Raw genomic sequence first — 19517 nt, 5'->3', positions numbered from 1 at the left:
TGTGCGTGACGGGGACACGACCGGGAATAGTTACGCAAGGTAATGACTTATAGTAACGACATGCCGATCCTGGACAAGCACGTGCGTTCGACAGCAGGGCTCGCGACCGAGCTCCGCTTCTCGGTCATGCGCCTGCGGCGCCGGCTGGTGCGCGAGCGCCACCCGGACAACGACCTCAGCCTGACCGCGATGGCGGTGCTGTGGGTCCTGCACGGTCGGGGCGACCAGACCGTGGGAGCGCTGGCCACGCGCGAACAGGTGCGGCCGCCGACCATGACCCGCACCGTCACCGCACTCGGTGAGCGGGGACTCGTCGAACGGCACGACCACCCCGACGACGGCCGGCAGGTCGTCGTACGCATCACCGACGCGGGTCGGGCGGTCGTGCTGGCCGACGCCGCGCGCCGGGACCGTTGGTTGTCGATGCGCCTGGAGGAGCTCCCCTCCGACGAGCGCGACATCCTGCGCCGCGCCGCCCCGATCCTCCAGCGGCTGGCCGAATCCGAACAGACCCTCTGAGAACAGAAGGAGCCCCGCCACGAGCCCCCGATTCCGCTCCCTGGCCCACCACAACTACCGCCTGTACTTCGCGGGCAGCCTGGTCTCCAACATCGGGACTTGGATGCAGCGCATCGCCCAGGACTGGCTGGTCCTGACCATCCCCGGCAACGGCGGTGCCGCGCTCGGCATCACGACCGGCCTCCAGTTCCTCCCGGTTCTCCTGCTGTCGCCGTACGCCGGCGTCGTGGCCGACCGCTTCTCCAAGCGCCGCCTGCTGCAGGTCACCCAGGCCGTGATGGCCGGATCCGCCCTGGCCCTCGGAGTCATCGCCGCTCTCGGTGTCGCCGAGACGTGGCACGTCTACCTGCTCGCCTTCGTCTTCGGGATCGGCGCGGCCTTCGACGCGCCGGCGCGCCAGGCGTTCGTCTCCGAGATGGTCGGCGCGGACGACGTCGCCAATGCGGTCAGCCTGAACTCGGCCGCCTTCAACGCCGCCCGGATGGTCGGCCCCGGACTCGCCGGCCTGCTCATCGGTCTCGGCGGTGGCGGCATGCGCGCGACCGGATGGGTCATCCTGGTCAACGCCGTGTCCTACGCGGCAGTGATCCTCCAGCTGCGCCGGATGGATGCGGCCGGCCTCCACTCCCCGCGCCCCGTGGCCCGTGCGCCCGGGATGCTGCGCGCCGGCTTCGCCTACGTACGCAGCGAGCCGAAGATGCTGATGATCCTGGTGCTCGTGTTCTTCATCGGGACGTTCGGCATGAACTTCCAGATCACCTCGGCACTGATGGCCACCGACATCTTCGACAAGGGCGCCACCGAGTACGGCGTCCTGGGCTCCGCGCTCGCCGTCGGCTCGCTGACCGGCGCCCTGGTCGCGGCCGGGCGCTCGCGGGTGCGGGTCAGGCTGCTGCTCGGGGCGGCGGTGGCGTTCGGCCTGGTAGAGATCGCGGCCGGTCTCATGCCGTCGTACCTCACCTTCGTGCTGCTGTGCCCGCTCCTGGGGTTCTCGGTGATCACCGTGCTGAACTCGTGCAACGCTCTCCTCCAGGTCGAGTCCGACCCGGCGCTGCGCGGGCGCGTGATGGCGATCTACATGACCATCGTGATGGGTGGAACGCCGCTCGGCGCCCCCGTGATCGGCTGGATCGGGGAGCAGTACGGCGCCCGCTGGACCCTGGTCGTGAGCGGGCTGCTGGTGCTCGTGGGTGTGGTCGCGGCGGTCGCCGTACGGGCGTTCGCGGAGCGCCGGACGCCCGTGGTCGTCCTCCGGCCCGAAAATGCCGGTGCACCGGTATTTTGACCGGCTCATGGGCGGCCGGTAATCTCGATTCTCGTGTCTGGGGTGACCCGGCACGTCGAGCATGCCCTCAACGCGGTCGCACTCCCCGATGTCCGAATCATGGGTCCGAATTCTGGGCCTGGACTGGGTGCGAAACGCGAAGCGGACCACTCATTCGGCACGCAGTAACGCAACACATCCGTGCCCGGCAAGGCGCCGGCACGAGAGAGCACAAGGAAAGGGAACCACCAGGTGCCCACCATTAATCAGTTGGTCCGAAAGGGCCGCCAGGACAAGGTGTCGAAGTCCAAGACGCCTGCCCTGAAGGGTTCGCCCCAGCGTCGCGGTGTCTGCACCCGCGTCTACACCACCACCCCGAAGAAGCCGAACTCCGCTCTGCGCAAGGTCGCCCGCGTGCGCCTGTCCAGTGGCGTCGAGGTCACCGCCTACATCCCGGGTGAGGGTCACAACCTCCAGGAGCACTCCATCGTGCTCGTCCGCGGCGGTCGTGTGAAGGACCTCCCCGGTGTTCGTTACAAGGTCATCCGCGGCGCTCTGGACACCCAGGCCGTGAAGAACCGTAAGCAGGCTCGCAGCCGCTACGGTGCCAAGAAGGAGAAGAGCTGACATGCCGCGCAAGGGCCCCGCGCCGAAGCGGCCGATCGACATGGACCCGGTCTACGGGTCGCAGCTGGTGAGCCAGCTCGTGTCGAAGGTGCTGCAGGACGGCAAGAAGCAGGTTGCACAGCGCATCGTCTACACCGCGCTCGAAGGCACCCGGGAAAAGACCGGTATCGACCCGGTCATCACCCTCAAGCGTGCGCTCGACAACGTGCGCCCCTCCATCGAGGTCAAGTCCCGCCGTGTCGGTGGCGCGACCTACCAGGTCCCGATCGAGGTCAAGGGCACGCGCGGCACCACGCTGTCGCTGCGCTGGCTCGTCGGCTACGCCGCGGACCGTCGTGAGAAGACGATGGCCGAGCGCCTGCAGAACGAGATCCTCGACGCAGCCAACGGCCTCGGTGCCGCGGTGAAGAAGCGCGAGGACACCCACAAGATGGCCGAGTCCAACAAGGCCTTCGCCCACTACCGCTGGTGATTTCGTCGGAGCGGGCCCGCCACGGCGGCGCCCGCTCCGGCACCCACCTTCTCCATCCCAAGATCTAAGGAACGCTGACTCACGTGGCAGTCGACATCACGACCGACCTGAACGTCGTACGCAACATCGGCATCATGGCGCACATCGACGCCGGCAAGACCACCACCACCGAGCGCATCCTCTTCTACACCGGCATCACGTACAAGATCGGTGAAGTCCACGAGGGCGCTGCCACGATGGACTGGATGGAGCAGGAGCAGGAGCGTGGCATCACGATCACCTCTGCTGCGACCACTTGCTGGTGGAAGAAGCACCAGATCAACATCATCGACACCCCCGGCCACGTGGACTTCACGGCCGAGGTCGAGCGCTCCCTGCGCGTCCTCGACGGCGCCGTTGCGGTGTTCGACGGTGTCGCCGGCGTCGAGCCGCAGACGATGACGGTCTGGCGCCAGGCCAACAAGTACTCCGTCCCGCGTATGTGCTTCGTCAACAAGCTCGACCGCACCGGCGCGGACTTCTTCCGTTGCGTCGACATGATGGTCGAGCGCCTCAACTCCAACGTGCTGGTCCTCCAGCTCCCGATCGGTGCCGAGGGCGACTTCATCGGCGTCGTCGACCTGGTCGAGATGCACGCCAAGGTGTGGCGCGGCGAGACCGTCATGGGTGAGGACTACGTCATCGAGGAGATCCCCGCGGACCTCCTCGAGCAGGCCAAGGAGTACCGCGAGAAGCTCGTCGAGACGGTCGCCGAGGCCGACGACGACATCATGGAGGTCTACCTCGAGGACGGCGACACGTTCGACGTGCCGACCCTCAAGGCCGCCATCCGTCGCGCGACCCTGGCCGACAAGCTCAACCCGGTCCTGTGCGGCACCGCCTTCAAGAACAAGGGCGTCCAGCCCCTGCTCGACGCGGTCGTCGACTACCTCCCCTCGCCGCTCGACATCGACGGCATCGTGGGTCACGACCCGCGCAACGAGGAGAAGGAGATCACTCGTCAGCCTTCCGACGACGAGCCGTTCTCGGGCCTGGCCTACAAGATCGCCACGGACCCGCACCTCGGCAAGCTGATCTACGTCCGCGTCTACTCCGGCAAGCTCGAAGCTGGCTCGACCGTGGTCAACTCGGTCAACGGCCGCAAGGAGCGGATCGGCAAGGTCTACCAGATGCACGCCAACAAGCGTGAGGAGATCGCGTCGGTCGGCGCCGGCCAGATCGTGGCCGTCATGGGCCTCAAGGACACCAAGACGGGTCACACGCTGTCCGACCCGAACAACCAGGTCGTCCTCGAGTCGATGACGTTCCCGGCCCCGGTGATCGAGGTCGCCATCGAGCCGAAGACGAAGTCCGACCAGGAGAAGCTCGGTACGGCCATCCAGCGCCTGTCCGACGAGGACCCGACGTTCGTCGTCAAGACGGACGAAGAGACCGGTCAGACCATCATCGCGGGCATGGGCGAGCTCCACCTGGAGATCCTCGTCGACCGGATGAAGCGTGAGTTCAAGGTCGAGGCCACCGTCGGCAAGCCGCAGGTTGCCTACCGCGAGACCATTCGCGCCGAGGTCAAGAACCACTCCTACACCCACAAGAAGCAGACGGGTGGCTCCGGCCAGTTCGCCAAGGTCGTCATCTCGATCGAGCCGAACAAGGACCCCGAGACCGGTCTCGGCATCGGGTACGAGTTCGTCAACAACGTCTCGGGCGGTCGCATCCCGCGCGAGTACATCCCGTCCGTCGACAACGGCGGCCAGGAAGCCATGGAGTTCGGCGTGCTCGCCGGCTACCCCATGGTCGACGTGAAGTTCTCCCTCGAGGACGGCGCCTACCACGACGTCGACTCGTCCGAGCTCGCGTTCAAGATCGCCGGCATCCAGGCGTTCAAGGAGGCCGCCCGCAGGGCCAAGCCGTGCCTCCTCGAGCCGATGTTCGCCGTCGAGGTCATCACCCCCGAGGGCTTCCTCGGCACCGTGATCGGTGACATCAACAGCCGTCGCGGCCAGATTCGTGCACAGGAGGAGCGTCACGGCGACATCGTCGTGAACGCCCTCGTGCCGCTGTCCGAGATGTTCGGGTACGTTGGCGACCTGAGGTCCAAGACCTCTGGTCAGGCGTCGTACTCGATGGAGTTTGACTCGTACGCCGAGGTTCCCACGAACATCGCCGACGAGATCATCAAGAAGGTTCGTGGCGAGTAGTCTTCCGACTGCTTTCCGCCGCCCTCGGCGCATCACCCAACCCAGTACGAGTCAAGTAACAATCCCAGGAGGAGCCAGCAATGGCTAAGGCCAAGTTCGAGCGGACCAAGCCGCACGTCAACATCGGCACCATCGGTCACATCGACCACGGCAAGACCACGCTGACCGCGGCGATCTCGAAGGTCCTGCACGACAAGTACCCGACTCTGAACGAGGCCTCGGCCTTCGACCAGATCGACAAGGCTCCCGAAGAGCGTCAGCGCGGCATCACGATCTCGATCGCGCACATCGAGTACCAGACCGAGGCGCGCCACTACGCGCACGTTGACTGCCCCGGTCACGCGGACTACATCAAGAACATGATCACCGGTGCCGCGCAGATGGACGGCGCGATCCTGGTGGTTGCCGCGACCGACGGTCCGATGCCGCAGACGCGTGAGCACGTGCTGCTCGCCCGCCAGGTCGGCGTTCCCGCCCTGGTCGTTGCGCTCAACAAGTGCGACATGGTCGACGACGAGGAGCTCATCGAGCTCGTCGAGATGGAGGTGCGCGAGCTCCTCTCCGAGTACGACTACGACGGCGACGAGATCCCGGTCGTTCGCGTTGCCGCCTTCCCGGCGCTGCAGGGCGACGAGAAGTGGGGCAACTCGGTTCTCGAGCTGCTCGACGCCGTTGACGCCAGCATCCCGCAGCCCGAGCGTGAGGTCGACAAGCCGTTCCTCATGCCCGTCGAGGACGTCTTCACGATCACCGGTCGTGGAACCGTCATCACCGGTCGTATCGAGCGCGGCATCGTCAAGGTCAACGAGGAGGTCGAGATCATCGGCATCCGCGAGACCTCGCTGAAGTCGACGGTCACCGGCGTCGAGATGTTCCGCAAGCTGCTCGACGAGGGCCAGGCGGGCGAGAACGTCGGTCTGCTCCTCCGTGGCACCAAGCGCGAGGACGTCGAGCGCGGCATGGTCGTCGTGAAGCCGGGTACCACCACCCCGCACACCAACTTCGACGCCTCGGTCTACATCCTGTCGAAGGAAGAGGGCGGCCGTCACACGCCGTTCTTCAACAACTACCGGCCGCAGTTCTACTTCCGGACCACCGACGTCACCGGCGTCGTCACCCTCCCCGAGGGCACGGAAATGGTCATGCCGGGCGACAACACGGACATGGCCGTTGAGCTGATCCAGCCCATCGCCATGGACGAGGGCCTGAAGTTCGCGATCCGCGAAGGTGGCCGCACCGTCGGCGCCGGCCGGGTCACGAAGATCACCAAGTGATCTGACCCTTCTTCACCAGGGACCCCCATCGCCTTCGGGCGGTGGGGGTCCCTGCGTTTTCGCTCCGTCTCGTCCGGCCGGGAGAATGTCCGTCGTGAATGACGGAGTGCGCCCGGCCCGACCCCACCAGAAGCTGACCGAGGACGGTCGGCGGGAGCGGGAGGTGTTGACCTACGCGCGGCGGGGCAGTCGGTTCACGCCGAAGCAGCAGCACGGCTGGGACGAGTACGCCGACGGGTGGGTCATTCCGGACGAGGCGGTGGATGCTCCTGACTTCTCGTTCGCGTCGTGGTTCGACCGGGACGCTCCGCTGATCGTGGAGATCGGTGGGGGTGTCGGCGAGGCGACGGCTGCTCTGGCGGCGGCTCGGCCGTCGTACAACGTGTTGTCGCTGGAGGTCTGGCTGCCGGGGGTGGCGGAGAGCCTGGGGCGCGTGGGGGACGCGGGGGTGTCCAACGTGCGGTTCTGTGGCGTGGACGCGCTGTGGACCTTCGAGCACCTCCTGGGTGAGGCGAGCGTCAGCGAGATCTGGACCTTCTTCCCGGATCCGTGGCACAAGAAGCGGCACCACAAGCGGCGGATGATCACGCCGGAGAACGCACGCCTCATGGCGTCGCGGCTGGTGCCCGGTGGGCTGTGGCGGTTGGCGACGGACTGGGCCGACTACGCCGAGCAGATGGACGTCGTGCTGGGTTCGGAGCCGCTGCTGTCGGGTGGCCCCGTGGCACGGTGGGACGAGCGCCCCGTGACGAAGTTCGAGCGCAAGGGGCTGGCGAAGGACCGCGTCATCGCGGACTTCGCCTACCAACGCGTCACCTGACATTAACTTTTCCGACGCGGCGTGGCGCACCCATCGGACTCATGACGGGCGTACTTTCCGATCAGTGGCAGGTGGGGAAGCCGGCCACACCGGGAGGCCCGACGTGAACCATCACGACTGTGCAACCCGGTCCGTCCACCAGGGATAGGGCCGGGGCCCTACCAGGGCGTGCGGTCCGGTGAGGTTTCACGTGTCGAACACGAAGGCCCAGGCAAGCACGCGTCGTACCTATGTTCTCGACACCAGCGTTCTGCTGGCTGACCCGGCGGCGCTGCGCCGGTTCGAGGAACACGAGGTCGTCCTGCCGGTGGTGGTGATCACCGAGCTCGAAGCCAAACGGCATCACCCAGAGCTCGGGTACTTTGCCCGCAGCGCGCTGCGGATGCTCGACGAGCTGCGGGTCAAGCACGGTCGTCTGGATGCTCCCGTCCCGGTGGGCGAGGAGGGCGGCAGCATCCGCGTCGAGCTCAACCACACCGACGCCTCGTCGCTCCCTTCTGGCTTCCGCCTGGGAGACAACGACACGCGGATCCTCGCGGTGGCGCGGAACCTCGCCGACGAGGGCCACGAAGTCATCCTGGTGTCCAAGGACCTCCCGATGCGGATCAAGGCGTCGGCGGTCGGCCTGGACGCCCAGGAGTACCGCGGTGAGACCTTGGGCGACTCCGACACCGGCTACTCCGGGATGGCCGAGATCGAGGTCTCTGCCGATGCTCTCGACGAGCTGTACGACGACGGGACCCTCGACCTCGCCGAGGCGCGCGAGATGCCCTGCCACGTCGGCCTGGTCATGCTGTCCGAACGCGGATCCGCGCTCGGACGGGTGGGGCCGGACAAGCAGGTGCACCTCGTCAAGGGCGACCGTGAGGCCTTCGGTCTGCACGGCCGCAGCGCAGAGCAGCGGGTCGCCCTCGACATCCTGCTGGACCCCGAGGTCGGCATCGTCTCGCTGGGCGGCCGCGCCGGCACCGGCAAGTCGGCCCTGGCCCTCTGCGCCGGCCTCGAGGCGGTGATGGAGCGCCAGCAGCACAAGAAGGTGGTGGTGTTCCGCCCGCTCTTCGCCGTCGGCGGCCAGGAGCTGGGCTACCTGCCCGGCTCGGAGTCGGAGAAGATGTCGCCCTGGGGACAGGCCGTGTTCGACACCCTCGGCGCCCTCACGTCGAAGGACGTCGTCGACGAGATCCTCGACCGCGGCATGCTGGAGGTCCTCCCGCTGACCCACATCCGTGGACGTTCGCTCCACGACTCGTTCGTGATCGTCGACGAGGCGCAGTCGCTGGAGCGCAACGTGCTGCTGACGGTGCTGTCCCGGATCGGCGCCAACTCCAAGGTCGTGCTCACCCATGACGTCGCCCAGCGCGACAACCTCCGTGTCGGCCGGCATGACGGCGTGGTGGCGGTGGTGGAGAAGCTCAAGGGCCACCCGCTGTTCGCCCACGTCACGCTGACCCGTTCGGAGCGTTCGCCGATCGCCGCGCTGGTGACCGAGATGCTGGAGAACGTCGTCGTGTAGCCCGATCCCGGCCGCTGGGACTGGTGTGACAACTGAGGCGTCCGTGGCGATCGTGGCAGACGAGGTCTGAAACCACGATCGAAACGGGCGCTTCGGTTTGCGTGGGGAAGTTCCCTCAGGCATGGTGGTCGCTGGTCACCGGCGGTGTTGACAATGGTGTCGGGCCCGATCGGGCGGTGATCAGGTCCTGCTGTCGAGCCCGAGATTCGAGCATTTGTCGAAGCACGCGAACCCTTCGCCCAAGCACCGTGGAGCACCGAAGCACGCTCACCTCGCCCAGGCCCCCCGCAAGGCTGCCCGCAACGTGGTGGTCCTGTCGTCGGTCGCTGTTGCGGTCACCGGTGTCTCCGTGGCCGCCGGAGTCCTCGGCCAGGACGCCCCGCCGCCCGCCGCGAGCGTTGACCTCGATGCACTGACCGCTGCCGGCACCGCCGACGTCGCCGCCGCGAGCGAGCGCCGCGAGGTCGTCTCCCGCAACGACCGCCGCCCCGAGGCCGACCCGGCAAAGGCCGCCGGCCTCGACGAGTCCGGCCCGGCGGCGCTGACCGACGAGCGCAAGCTCTCCGAGTCAGACCCCAGGGACATTGCCCGGGCCCTGCTCAGCGAGTTCGGGTTCTCCTCCGACCAGTTCGGCTGCCTCGACTCGCTGTGGAGCCGCGAGTCCGGCTGGCGCTGGAACGCCGACAACCCCAGCTCGAGTGCCTACGGCATTCCGCAGGCACTCCCCGGCTCCAAGATGGCTTCCGCCGGCGCGGACTGGGCGACCAACCCGGCCACGCAGATCCGCTGGGGCCTGGGCTACATCCAGAACCGGTACGGCAGCCCGTGCGGCGCCTGGGGGCACTCCCAGGGCCACGGCTGGTACTGAGTTCGATGGGCGGCCGAGCGGCCGCTCACGCCGCGCCTGCCGGGCTGGGTGTCACGCCGGGGGCATGATGCCTTCATCGCGGGACATCGGGTTCTCCGCGCGACGGAAGGCGTACCCATGCTCTGGACCATCATCGTCACCCTCGTCGGCGGAACGATCATCGGTCTGATCGGGAAGGCCGTGGCCCCGGGCGACCGCACCAGGTTCCCGCTCTGGCTCACCACCGCCTGCGGCATCGTCGGCATGCTGGTCGGCAGCTATCTCTACTGGGTCGTGGTCGGCAACAACAACGGTAACTTCGACAAGCACCCGGCCGAGATGACCAACGCGACGAACGGCATCGACTGGATCCGCCACCTCTGGCAGGTCGCGGTCGCCGCGATCGCAGTGATCGCCGGATCGATCCTGACCGGTCGGCGGAAGTCGTAGGCCCGACGACCGTGCGCTGAGCCGCTCAGGGGTGGGTCATCGACTCCAGGTCGAGAGCGGCGTCGAGCTCCTCGACCGTCAGCTCGCCCCGGTCGACGTACCCCATCGCGAGGACCGTCTCGCGGATGGTGCTTCCGGTGGCCAGCGACTGCTTGGCGACCTTCGCAGCAGCTTCATAGCCGAGGTGCTTGTTCAGCGGCGTCACCACCGATGGTGACGAGGCGGCGTACCGGCGCATCCGCTCCTCGTCGGCCGTGATCCCGTCGACGCAGCGTCGTGCGAGAGTCGTGGTGGCCGTCGAGAGCAGTCGGACCGACTCGAGGACGTTGCGGGCCATCACCGGCATGGCGACGTTGAGCTCGAAGGAGCCGCTGGCCCCGGCGGCCGTGACGGCGGTGTCGTTCCCGATCACCTGCATGCAGACCATCAGGGTCGCCTCCGGCAGCACCGGGTTGACCTTGCCCGGCATGATCGAGGATCCCGGCTGCAGGTCGGGGAGGTGGATCTCGGCGAGGCCGGTCGTGGGCCCCGACCCCATCCAGCGCAGGTCGTTGCAGATCTTGGTCAGGCCGACCGCGATGGTGCGCAGCACGCCGCTGAGCTCGACGAGCGAGTCGCGGGTGCCCTGGGCCTCGAAGTGGTTGCGCGCCTCGGTGAACGGCTCGCCCGTGGCCGCGCCGAGGGCGCCGATGGCGGCTGCGGCGAAGCCGCGCGGTGTGTTGATGCCGGTGCCGACGGCGGTGCCGCCCAGGGGCAGCTCCCGGACGCGGGGGAGGACCGACTCCAGCCGCTCGATGCCGTAGCGCACGGTGGCGGCGTACCCGCCGAACTCCTGGCCGAGCGTGACCGGTGTGGCATCCATCAGGTGCGTGCGGCCCGACTTCACCAGGTCGGCGAACTCGGTGGCCTTCGCCTCGAGCGAGTCGGCGAGTACGTCGAGGGCCGGCACCAGGTCGCGCACGACGGCCAGGGTGGCCGCGACGTGGATGGCCGTGGGAAAGGTGTCGTTGCTCGACTGGCTGGCGTTCACGTGGTCGTTCGGGTGGACCTCGACCCCGGCCCGTCCCGCAAGGGTGGCCACCACCTCGTTGGCGTTCATGTTGGAGCTGGTGCCCGACCCGGTCTGGAACACGTCGATCGGGAACTGGTCGTCGTACCGGCCCTCGGCGACCTCGCGAGCCGCTGCCTCGATGGCGGCCGCCAGGTCGGCGGGGAGCACACCCAGCTCGCCGTTGGCGCGTGCGGCCGCAGCCTTGACCTCGCCGAGCGCGTGGACCAGGGCCGGTTCGATCGGCGTCCCGCTGATCGGGAAGTTCTCCACGGCCCGCTGGGTCTGGGCCTGCCAGAGGGCCGCGGCCGGGACCCGGACCTCGCCCATGGAGTCGTGCTCGGTCCGGAAGCTGGCGTCGCTCGTCACGCCCACGACGCTACTCGGCAGGCCATGCCAGGGCCACTGGTGGCGGCGTCAGCCAGCAGCGGAGGCGGGTGTGGTCGTCAGCCGGGGCGTCGACCACTCGTGGACGAACCTCGTGGCCTGCGCCGCGGGCAGTGGCCGTGAGTAGTGGTATCCCTGTGCGAAGTGGCAACCGAGCCGGACCAGCTCGTCGCGCTGCTGCTCGGTCTCCACCCCTTCCGCGACGACGTCGAGGCCGAACGTCTCGCCGAGTCGGACGATGGCCTCGACCAGCGCCCGGTCGTCGCCGGAGGTGCCGATGCCGTCCACGAAGCTCCGATCGATCTTCAGGATGCTCACGGGGAACCGCCGAAGGTAGCCGAGCGCCGAGTAGCCGGTCCCGAAGTCGTCGATGGCCAGGTGGACGCCGACGTCGTGCAGCTGGGTCATCGCCCGGACGATCTGGGGGTCCCCGCCAGCGAGGATGCGCTCGGTGATCTCCAGCACGAGGGCCTCGTGTGGCAGGCCGTGGCGCTCCAGTGCGGTGAGGACGACGTCGACGAATCCCGGATGGGCGAACTCGTGCGGGGTCACGTTCACGCCGATCTTCAGCAACCCGCTGTCGGGGCCGGTGCCCTGCCACTGGGCGGCCTGTTCGACCGCCCTGTCGATCACCCATGCGCCCACCGAGATGGCGAGGTCGCTGTCCTCGACGACGTCGATGAAGTCGTGGGGAGCGAGCAGCCCACGCTCCGGGTGCTGCCAGCGGATCAGGGCTTCGAACCCGACCACGGCGGAGGCGTCGAGCGCGATGATGGGTTGGTAGTGGAGCACGAACTGGTCCTGCTCCACGGCGCGCTCGAGCTCGCTGACCGTCCGTGCCCGCAGCTGCATCACGTCGATCAGGGCGGGCCGGAAGAACTCGACGCCGCCCTTTCCGGCGTCTTTCGCGGCGTACATCGCGAGGTCGGCCTGCAGCAGCAGCTCCGCCGCCTGCTGGCCGTACGCGCTGGTCGTGACGCCGAAGCTGGCCCCTGCGTGAACGCTCTCCCCGCCGATGTCGAACGGCGGCCGGAGGTGCTCGAGCAGACGCGAGGCGACCTCGCAGGCCTCCTCGTCGCTCGACACCCCGTCGACGAGGACCGCGAATTCGTCGCCGCCGAGACGCGCGCACGAGTCCGAGGGCCGCAGGGCGGCCTGCAGCCGTTGCCCGACGCTGGCGAGCAGCGCGTCACCTGCGGCGTGGCCACGGGTGTCGTTGATGATCTTGAAGTTGTCCAGGTCGATCAGGAGGACGGCGATCGGCTCGCGCTCGGGACCGCTGCACACGAGGGCGCGCTCGACACGCTCGAGGAACATGGCCCTGTTGGGCAGCTGGGTCAGGGAGTCATGGAACGCCTGGTACGCCAGATCGCTCTCGAGCTGGCGACGCTCGGTGATGTCGTGGAGGGTGACGACCACCCCGCCGACGCTCGGGTCGTCCACCAGGTTCCGGCAGGAGACCTCGAACAGGCGTACCCGGCCACTGCGGTCCACGATCCGCCACTCGTCGCTCGGTCCGCGCCCCGTGCGCCGCTCGCCCACCAAGACCCTGCCGAGGAGCAGACGGGCCTTGGAGAGGTCCTCTGCGAGCACCATCGAGTCCACGGTCCGGCCACGTGGTCCCTCTGGTTCCCAGCCCAGCACCGTCTGCGCAGACGGTGTGTTGAACCGGAGCCGGAGCTGCTCGTCGAACACGAGGATGATGTCGGCTGCGTGCTGGAACAACGACCGGAAGTGCGCCTCGCTCCTCCGCTCGGCGACCTGTGCCGTGAGCTCGATGCTGTCGAGGGCGAGCATCATCTGGGACGCCAGGGTGCAGATGGGGTCGATGCTCTCGGGCCGGTCGACGCCAGGGCCGTGGGCCATCAGCAGTCCGCTGATCCGTTCGTCGCGCACCATCGCGGCCAGCAGCACGGTCTCATCTGCGCCGATGGCCGCAGCGAGGGCGGGACCGCACAGCGCGGCGGTGGTGAGGACGAACTGCTGGCTGAGCAGCTCGTGCTCGTGGCGCCGAAGGAGCGGATCGAGGTCCGCGTCGGCCCGGTTCCGGTGTGCGTCGCCGGAGTCGAACACCACCCGGAGGGGGAGGCCGGTCGCGATGACGAGGCGGGCCGAGTGGCAGGTGACGTCGGCCAGGGCCGCGAGGCCGACGCGGTGGACGGTGTCCGGGTCCGAGGCGGCGACCAGGGCCTCGCCGGTGCGGCGCATCGCGTACTCGCGGTGGGTCGCCTCACGGGCGGCGTTGACCAGGCCCTTGAGGCGCAGCGACACCAGGAGGAAGAGCACCGCCGCGGTCGCTGCGGTCTCGAGGACGTGGCCGGAACCGCCGCGCGAGAACTCCCACAGCAGCAGGCCGGGAGCGGCGAGTGGGACCAGGGCGAGGAGGAGCAGGCGTCGGCTCGAGATCTGCTGTGGCGTCGGCCGCACCGGCTCGGTGAGCCGGGCCATGTCCGGTGACAGGGCCGCCGCTCCCCAGGCTCCGTAGAACACCATCCAGCCGAGGTCGACGAGGCTGCCGGTGGTCCAGCTGCCGTTCAGCTGGATCAGCCCGTAGACGGTGTCGGAGGCGAGCAGGCCGACGGTGCCGATGCCGAGCAACCACAGCGAGTACGGTCGCCGCTCGGTGCCGATGAGGAGTCGCACCAGGACGGCGAGGATCAGGACGTCTCCGAGCGGGTAGCTGATCGACACCGCCTTCTGGCCCCAGGTCAGCGTCGCGTCCTGCGTGTAGGGCTCGACCAGGTAGACCCAGACCAGCAGCCCGAGAGCGACGGTGACGATGCTGGCATCGATGGCGGCGTGCCTGTCGCCGAGCGGCTTGATCACCCGGACCAGCACCAGCAGCCCACCCGCAAGCAGCGGGTACATCGCGAGGTAGAACCCGTCGGCAGCAGAGGGGTACGGATTGAGCTGGCCGAACACGGCGGTCAGCAGGTCGTAGGTCGTGTCTCCAGCCATGAGGGCGGCCACGCCCAGGGTGGCCAGCCACCACGGCAGGCGCCGCCGCGGCCGGTTCACGACCGTGCCGACGACCAGCCCGGTGAGCGAGAGCAGTCCGATGGCGGTCCACAGGTAACGCGGTGCGTCAGGCAGCGCGACGTACGACACGTACAGCGGCACCGCGACGATCGCGTAGAGCAGGAGCCAGGGCCTGGGCCGGCGCGGAGCCACCGCGAGCACGCGCGCGCTGTGAGGAGCAGTCCAGCGGCCCCATGGCTGTTCGAGCATGACGGTCCTTGCGTGACTCGTCGCGACGGTCTTGTCGTGACAGTCCCCCGATCGGCCCGGGCGGAAGGGTCAGTCGCATTTCGCCGGAACTCGGGAACAAGGACCCAGGAGAAGTGGCCCGAAAGGACCAGGGCGCGTCTCAGTCAAAGAGCTCGCTGAGCCAGGACTCCTTGCGCTTCTTCTTGTAGTGGCCCTGCTGCTGCGGGGTGTACTGCTGCCGGGGCGGCTGGTACCCGTCGTACTCGGGCTGACGCTGCGACGGGGCGGCCTGCTGGGGCGCCGGCTCGGCCACGGAGCGGTCGATGATCTTGTCGAGCTCGCCCCGGTCCAGCCAGACGCCGCGACACTGGGGGCAGTAGTCGATCTCGATTCCGCTCCGTTCGCTCATCACCAGCGTGGTCTCGTCGACGGGGCAACGCATCAGCAGGGGTCCTTTCGAAGGGGGTTCACCCGCGTCAACGGACGGCGGTTGCCCGCAGTTCCTGCCGCGCGGCCCGACGGGTCCCAAAACAAGCAGAAGTGCTTGCTTCGGCGGTGTGACGTGGCTTACGTTCTGCGCGAACCCGCCACCGAGGAGACCCATTGAGCTCGCCCACCACCGTCTGCCAGGCCTACCAGCAGACCGCCAACGTCAACCCCGACGCCGTTGCCGTCCGGACTCCCGGGGACGCGGTCGCCGTCACCTGGCGCGAGCTGTCCAGCCACGTGCGCAAGGTCGCCGCCGGTCTGGCGAGCCTGGGCGTCCAGCGGGGGGACACCGTCGCGATCATGGTGACCAACCGCCCGGAGTCCGCCTGGATCGACGCCGGCGCGATGCACCTGGGTGCGACCGCCTTCTCGATCTACAACACGTCTGCGCCCGAGCAGGTCGCCTACCTGTTCGGCAACGCCGAGAACAAGGTCGTCTTCACCGAGACCGCCCTGCTCCCCGTGATTCTCGCCTCGGGCGCAGCGCCCGAGCACGTCATCGTGATCGACGGCAAACCCGAGGGCGCCACGACGACCCTCGACGAGCTCATGGCCGCCGGCGACCCGGACTTCGACTTCGACGCCGCGTGGCAGGCCGTCACCCCCGAAGACCTGCTCACCCTCATCTACACCTCGGGTACCACGGGACCGCCGAAGGGCGTCCAGCTGAGCCACGGCAACCTGATGAGCATCCTGGATTCCGTCGCCGCGAACTTCCCGATGCCGTTCGGCGGCCGGATCACCTCCTTCCTCCCGATGGCCCACATCGCCGACCGGGCGACGTCGCAGTACGGCCTGTGTGCCCGCGGCACCCAGGTGACCTATGTGGCCGACCCGCGCAAGGTCGCCGAGGCGCTGCCCGACTGCAAGCCGACGATCTGGTTCGCCGTGCCGCGGGTCTGGGAGAAGATCAAGGCCGGTGTCGAGGCGAAGGTCGCCGACGAGCCCGACGCGAAGAAGCAGAAGATCGCGCAGTTCGCGCTGGCGATGGCGGAGAAGAAGGCCGACGCCCGCCTCGCCGGCAGGGCGCTCAACCCGATCGACAAGGTCAAGCTGGCGGTGGCCGAGAAGCTGGTCCTGGCCAAGGTCCGCGAAGCCCTCGGCATGCAGGAACTCACCTGGGCGTGGTCCGGTGCAGCAGCCATCTCCCCGGAGACCCTCAAGTTCTTCCTCGGCCTCGGCATCGAGGTCTGCGAGCTGTGGGGGATGTCCGAGACCTGCGGCGGTTCGACGCTGAACCCCCCGGGCAAGCAGAAGCTCGGCACGGTCGGTCCCGCGATCCCCGGTGTGGAGATCAAGCTGGCCGAGGACGGCGAGCTCCTGGTCCGTGGGCCCGGCAACATGGTCGGCTACCGCAAGGACCCGGAGAAGACGGCCGAGACGCTCGACGCCGACGGCTGGATCCACACCGGCGACATCGGCACCGTGGACGAGGACGGCTACTACACGATCGTCGACCGCAAGAAGGAGCTGATCATCAGCGCGGCCGGCAAGAACATGTCCCCGTCCAACATCGAGAACACGCTCAAGGTGAGCACGCCGCTCGCCGCCGCGATCGTGTGCATCGGCGACGCCCGGGCGTACAACACCGCGCTCGTCGTGCTCGACCCCGACGCTGCCGCGGCGTACGCCGAGAAGGCCGGTGTCGCTGCCGACCCAGCCGTGCTCGCCAAGGACCCGGGGCTGCTGGCCGTGATCCAGAAGGGCATCGACGCCGGGAACGCGAAGCTGTCCCGGGTCGAGCAGGTGAAGAAGTTCGAGGTGGTCCCGAGCTTCTGGATGCCCGGTGGCGACGAGCTCACCCCGACCCTCAAGCTCAAGCGGAAGCCGATCGCAGAGAAGTACTCCGCACAGATCGACGCGCTCTACGCCTGAGCGGAAGGCAGCACGGCGCATGGGGCGCGAACCTCAGCAGGACCGGAGCCGGGCCACCCGGGAGAGCCTTCTCGACGCGACGATCGAGAGCCTCGCCGAGGTCGGCTGGCACGGCACCACGGTGGTCGCGGTGGCGGCGCGCGCGGGAGTCTCCCGTGGCGCCGCCCAGCACCACTTCGGCAGCCGCGACGACCTGGTGCGGGAAGCCGTGGAGCGCGTCGCCGTCGGGCTCGGTGACCGGTTGCGTACCCGGCCGGTCGACGCGGACGACGACAACCCGGTGCTCGACGTCCTGACCCGGTTGGCCGGGGTCTGGACCGACGTGATCGGCCGGGCAGCGTTGAACCTGTGGGTCGCGGCCGCCTCGGACCCGGCGATCCGGTCCCTCGTGGTGCCGATCGAGCGCCGGTTCAGCCGCGAGATGGAGGAGCTCACCATCGAGCTGCTGCATGCGGACCCGAGCCGTACCGAGGTCCAGTCCTCGGTGCGGCTCACCCTCGACGTCGCGCGCGGGATCGGGCTCGGCGCGGCGGTCCGTCAGGACCTGCAGCAACGCAAGGCCGACCTGGCGCAGTGGGCGGCGATCCTCAGCGCGATGCCCGGACTGGGGCCGGGCATCGGTCTGTGACCGCGCGGCCCCGTCAGGACCAGCTGTAGTAGCGAACCGTCACGGTGAACGACTTCACGTCGTACTTGTGGCCGATGGCAGTCCCGAAGTTCCACACGACGTAGCGGTCACGGTCGACGGCGCCGGCACCTCGGGGGCCGGCGTGGGTGCCGAGCGTTCGGCTCACCGATGAGAAGGACGTCCACCGGTCGCCGACCCAGAGCCGGATGACGCCCCGGCTGCGGGGGGCGCGCCGGGCCGCACCACCGGTGGTGTCGACCCGGGTGTCGACGTAGCGCACTGCCGGCAGACCGGGAAGTCGGAGGGCGTTGAGCGTCGACACCGTGCTCGCATCGTCCGAGCCACGGCACCGGGTGTTCGAGTAGTAGCCGAGCGATCCGCTCCACCCGCGCAACGAGGGCCGCCGCAGGGTGCTGCACCGCCCGACGTACTTGTCGATCTTGGTCGCCGCGGCGGACAGGGTGCGCCGGTAGGTGCGCAGCACGCCCGTGGCGTGGGAGACGGTGACCGTGCGGATGATCGCCGAGGCGTTGCCCAGCGAGTCGATGCCCGCGACCGTGTACGTGCCGGCAGGCACGAGGGCGCCGTCGGTCTTGCGTCCGTCCCACGTGGCGGTGCCGAGCAGGGCGCTGGCGAAGTCGGGTTCGAGCCGGCGCATGGTGGCGCCCGTGGCATCGCGGATCTCGATCTGGTCGTGGTAGTCGAGCTGCTCGGTGTCCTTCAGCGAGATCGTGACCGTCTGGTACGTCGACAGGGCCGCGATGGCCAGGGGGTGGATCGAGGAGCGCGAGACGGTGAGGTCCTCGATCGCAGGACCGCTTCGGTCGACGACGAACGTCGTCCACATCTGGAGCGCCGCACTGTAGGGACCGAAGTCCGGGTCGTCGATGGCGACCTGGCCTGCGATGGTGATGTCGCCCTCGGTGGTGATGCCGGATCCGGGGACGGTGATGGTGATGGTCCCGTCCTCACCGGTGGTGCCGGTCTGGTGCCCGCCCGTCGACGGCAGGGCAACGCCGTCCTGCTCGAGCCACCAGTCGAGGGCATAGTCGCCGGAACGGTCGAGCGAGACGGTGGCGGTGCTGTCGGGAGCGACGCTCGTGATCTCCGTGGCGCTGGTGACGTGAGCCTGCATGGGGCCTCGGGCGACGGTGATCTCGGGGCTGTCCTGCGCGACATAGGCGGTGCACTGGTAGGGGCTGGCCGTCGCGCATCGGTGGATGCGCAGTGTGCCGACGCCGTCATGGAGGGCGGGGGTGATGGTTGCTGGTGGCACCACGGGGAAGACCTGGTCCTGGTCTCCGATCTCCGGGTCCCAGTAGCTCCACCCCACGCTGAGGTCGCCGCCGCCGTCGGGGTCGGTGACCGTCACGCTCGTTTGCTGAGGCGTGCCGTCGCTGTTGCGACCGATCGTGGTGTCGGCTGGCCAGGTCACGGTGGGCACGAGGTCATGCGGGACGAAGGCGGAGGAGAGGACCGGCTCGGTGCCGCAGCCGGTCGGCGCCTGGAAGGTACCTCCGGTGCAGGCCACGGCCTGCACATACTCGTTCGGGTTGAATGGGCTGTAGTAGCCCCACGTCTCGAGGTCGAAGCTCACCTGGCCGTCGGTGACGGCGTACTTCGTGGCCGGCACGCCGGGGGAGAGCCGCGCGTAGACGAACGCGGCCTCGGTCGTGATCGTGCCCTTCACATGGCCGGCCTGGCTGGTGTCCAGGGTCTCCGAGAACGACAGGGCCGGCTCGTCAGCGTCGGCGGCGACGATCGGCAAACCGCTGACCGCCGCGGCGATGAGCAGGACGGCAAGGGCGCGGTTGAGGCGCATGGATGAAACCCCCGAGACAGACAACGAACGCCGCGCAACGGCGCGGGCCCGGGAATCGTATGTCGCGGAGGTGTCTC

16 protein-coding genes are annotated in these 19517 nt (G+C 68.6%); 12 read left to right on the top strand and 4 right to left on the bottom strand.

Annotation, left to right across the window (positions count from 1 at the left end; genetic code table 11):
- Positions 1 to 60 precede the first annotated feature (60 nt).
- From ASD84_RS07685 to ASD84_RS07640, 10 genes are all read left to right on the top strand, one after another.
- Complete coding sequence (locus ASD84_RS07685; RefSeq protein ID WP_235531015.1) at positions 61 to 519, top strand: MarR family winged helix-turn-helix transcriptional regulator; 459 nt, start codon at positions 61 to 63, stop codon at positions 517 to 519.
- A gap of 40 nt (positions 520 to 559) precedes the next feature.
- The gene (locus ASD84_RS07680; RefSeq protein ID WP_082573383.1) at positions 560 to 1804 is read left to right on the top strand and encodes an MFS transporter; all 1245 of its coding nucleotides are present in this window, start codon (positions 560 to 562) and stop codon (positions 1802 to 1804) included.
- 231 nt (positions 1805 to 2035) lie between these two features.
- Positions 2036 to 2410, top strand: a complete 375-nt coding sequence (rpsL, locus tag ASD84_RS07675) for a 30S ribosomal protein S12 (RefSeq protein ID WP_056708632.1) — start codon at positions 2036 to 2038, stop codon at positions 2408 to 2410.
- Position 2411: 1 nt separating this feature from the next.
- The gene (rpsG, locus tag ASD84_RS07670) at positions 2412 to 2882 is read left to right on the top strand and encodes a 30S ribosomal protein S7 (RefSeq protein WP_056708627.1); all 471 of its coding nucleotides are present in this window, start codon (positions 2412 to 2414) and stop codon (positions 2880 to 2882) included.
- Between the two features lie 83 nt (positions 2883 to 2965).
- Positions 2966 to 5080 (top strand): elongation factor G, encoded by a 2115-nt coding sequence (gene fusA, locus ASD84_RS07665; protein WP_056708625.1) that lies wholly within the window; start codon positions 2966 to 2968, stop codon positions 5078 to 5080.
- A gap of 80 nt (positions 5081 to 5160) precedes the next feature.
- Positions 5161 to 6354, top strand: a complete 1194-nt coding sequence (gene tuf / locus ASD84_RS07660) for an elongation factor Tu (RefSeq protein ID WP_056708622.1) — start codon at positions 5161 to 5163, stop codon at positions 6352 to 6354.
- A 94-nt stretch (positions 6355 to 6448) separates the two neighbouring features.
- Positions 6449 to 7174: a tRNA (guanosine(46)-N7)-methyltransferase TrmB gene (gene trmB / locus ASD84_RS07655; RefSeq protein WP_056710793.1), complete on the top strand. Its 726-nt coding sequence runs from the start codon at positions 6449 to 6451 to the stop codon at positions 7172 to 7174.
- A 190-nt stretch (positions 7175 to 7364) separates the two neighbouring features.
- The gene (locus ASD84_RS07650; RefSeq protein ID WP_056708619.1) at positions 7365 to 8687 is read left to right on the top strand and encodes a PhoH family protein; all 1323 of its coding nucleotides are present in this window, start codon (positions 7365 to 7367) and stop codon (positions 8685 to 8687) included.
- A gap of 214 nt (positions 8688 to 8901) precedes the next feature.
- Positions 8902 to 9555: a lytic transglycosylase domain-containing protein gene (locus tag ASD84_RS07645; RefSeq protein WP_056708616.1), complete on the top strand. Its 654-nt coding sequence runs from the start codon at positions 8902 to 8904 to the stop codon at positions 9553 to 9555.
- A gap of 117 nt (positions 9556 to 9672) precedes the next feature.
- A complete protein-coding gene (locus ASD84_RS07640) occupies positions 9673 to 9984 on the top strand; it encodes a hypothetical protein (protein WP_056708613.1) in 312 nt (103 codons plus the stop codon).
- Positions 9985 to 10009: 25 nt separating this feature from the next.
- Here the strand turns inward: ASD84_RS07640 and ASD84_RS07635 are convergent, their stop codons facing one another.
- The 3 genes from ASD84_RS07635 to ASD84_RS07625 all read right to left on the bottom strand — a co-directional run bounded on the left by ASD84_RS07635 (position 10010) and on the right by ASD84_RS07625 (position 15068).
- Positions 10010 to 11401 (bottom strand): class II fumarate hydratase, encoded by a 1392-nt coding sequence (locus ASD84_RS07635; protein ID WP_082573382.1) that lies wholly within the window; start codon positions 11399 to 11401, stop codon positions 10010 to 10012.
- 48 nt (positions 11402 to 11449) lie between these two features.
- Positions 11450 to 14647 carry a bifunctional diguanylate cyclase/phosphodiesterase gene (locus ASD84_RS07630; RefSeq protein ID WP_156391653.1) on the bottom strand — a complete coding sequence of 1066 codons (3198 nt, stop codon included), beginning with the start codon at positions 14645 to 14647 and terminating at the stop codon, positions 11450 to 11452.
- 139 nt (positions 14648 to 14786) lie between these two features.
- Positions 14787 to 15068, bottom strand: a complete 282-nt coding sequence (locus ASD84_RS07625; RefSeq protein WP_056708607.1) for a zf-TFIIB domain-containing protein — start codon at positions 15066 to 15068, stop codon at positions 14787 to 14789.
- A gap of 161 nt (positions 15069 to 15229) precedes the next feature.
- Here ASD84_RS07625 and ASD84_RS07620 point away from each other — a divergent pair, with 161 nt between their 5' ends.
- Positions 15230 to 16990, top strand: a complete 1761-nt coding sequence (locus tag ASD84_RS07620; protein ID WP_056708605.1) for an AMP-binding protein — start codon at positions 15230 to 15232, stop codon at positions 16988 to 16990.
- Between the two features lie 19 nt (positions 16991 to 17009).
- Complete coding sequence (locus ASD84_RS07615; RefSeq protein WP_056708597.1) at positions 17010 to 17618, top strand: TetR/AcrR family transcriptional regulator; 609 nt, start codon at positions 17010 to 17012, stop codon at positions 17616 to 17618.
- A gap of 13 nt (positions 17619 to 17631) precedes the next feature.
- Here the strand turns inward: ASD84_RS07615 and ASD84_RS07610 are convergent, their stop codons facing one another.
- Positions 17632 to 19440, bottom strand: a complete 1809-nt coding sequence (locus ASD84_RS07610) for a hypothetical protein (protein ID WP_056708589.1) — start codon at positions 19438 to 19440, stop codon at positions 17632 to 17634.
- Positions 19441 to 19517 lie beyond the last annotated feature (77 nt).

The organism is Nocardioides sp. Root682 (assembly GCF_001427795.1).
Lineage (GTDB): Bacteria > Actinomycetota > Actinomycetes > Propionibacteriales > Nocardioidaceae > Nocardioides.
Note: the sequence above shows the minus strand (reverse complement) of the source record. Positions and strands in the feature narration are given on the sequence as shown.

Coding starts and splice junctions, on each gene's coding strand:
- ASD84_RS07685 (WP_235531015.1), top strand. CDS start 61: ATGCCGATCCTGGACAAGCACGTGCGTTCGACAGCAGGGCTCGCGACC.
- rpsG (WP_056708627.1), top strand. CDS start 2,412: ATGCCGCGCAAGGGCCCCGCGCCGAAGCGGCCGATCGACATGGACCCG.
- tuf (WP_056708622.1), top strand. CDS start 5,161: ATGGCTAAGGCCAAGTTCGAGCGGACCAAGCCGCACGTCAACATCGGC.
- ASD84_RS07640 (WP_056708613.1), top strand. CDS start 9,673: ATGCTCTGGACCATCATCGTCACCCTCGTCGGCGGAACGATCATCGGT.
- ASD84_RS07630 (WP_156391653.1), bottom strand. CDS start 14,647: ATGCTCGAACAGCCATGGGGCCGCTGGACTGCTCCTCACAGCGCGCGC.
- ASD84_RS07625 (WP_056708607.1), bottom strand. CDS start 15,068: ATGCGTTGCCCCGTCGACGAGACCACGCTGGTGATGAGCGAACGGAGC.
- ASD84_RS07615 (WP_056708597.1), top strand. CDS start 17,010: ATGGGGCGCGAACCTCAGCAGGACCGGAGCCGGGCCACCCGGGAGAGC.
- ASD84_RS07610 (WP_056708589.1), bottom strand. CDS start 19,440: ATGCGCCTCAACCGCGCCCTTGCCGTCCTGCTCATCGCCGCGGCGGTC.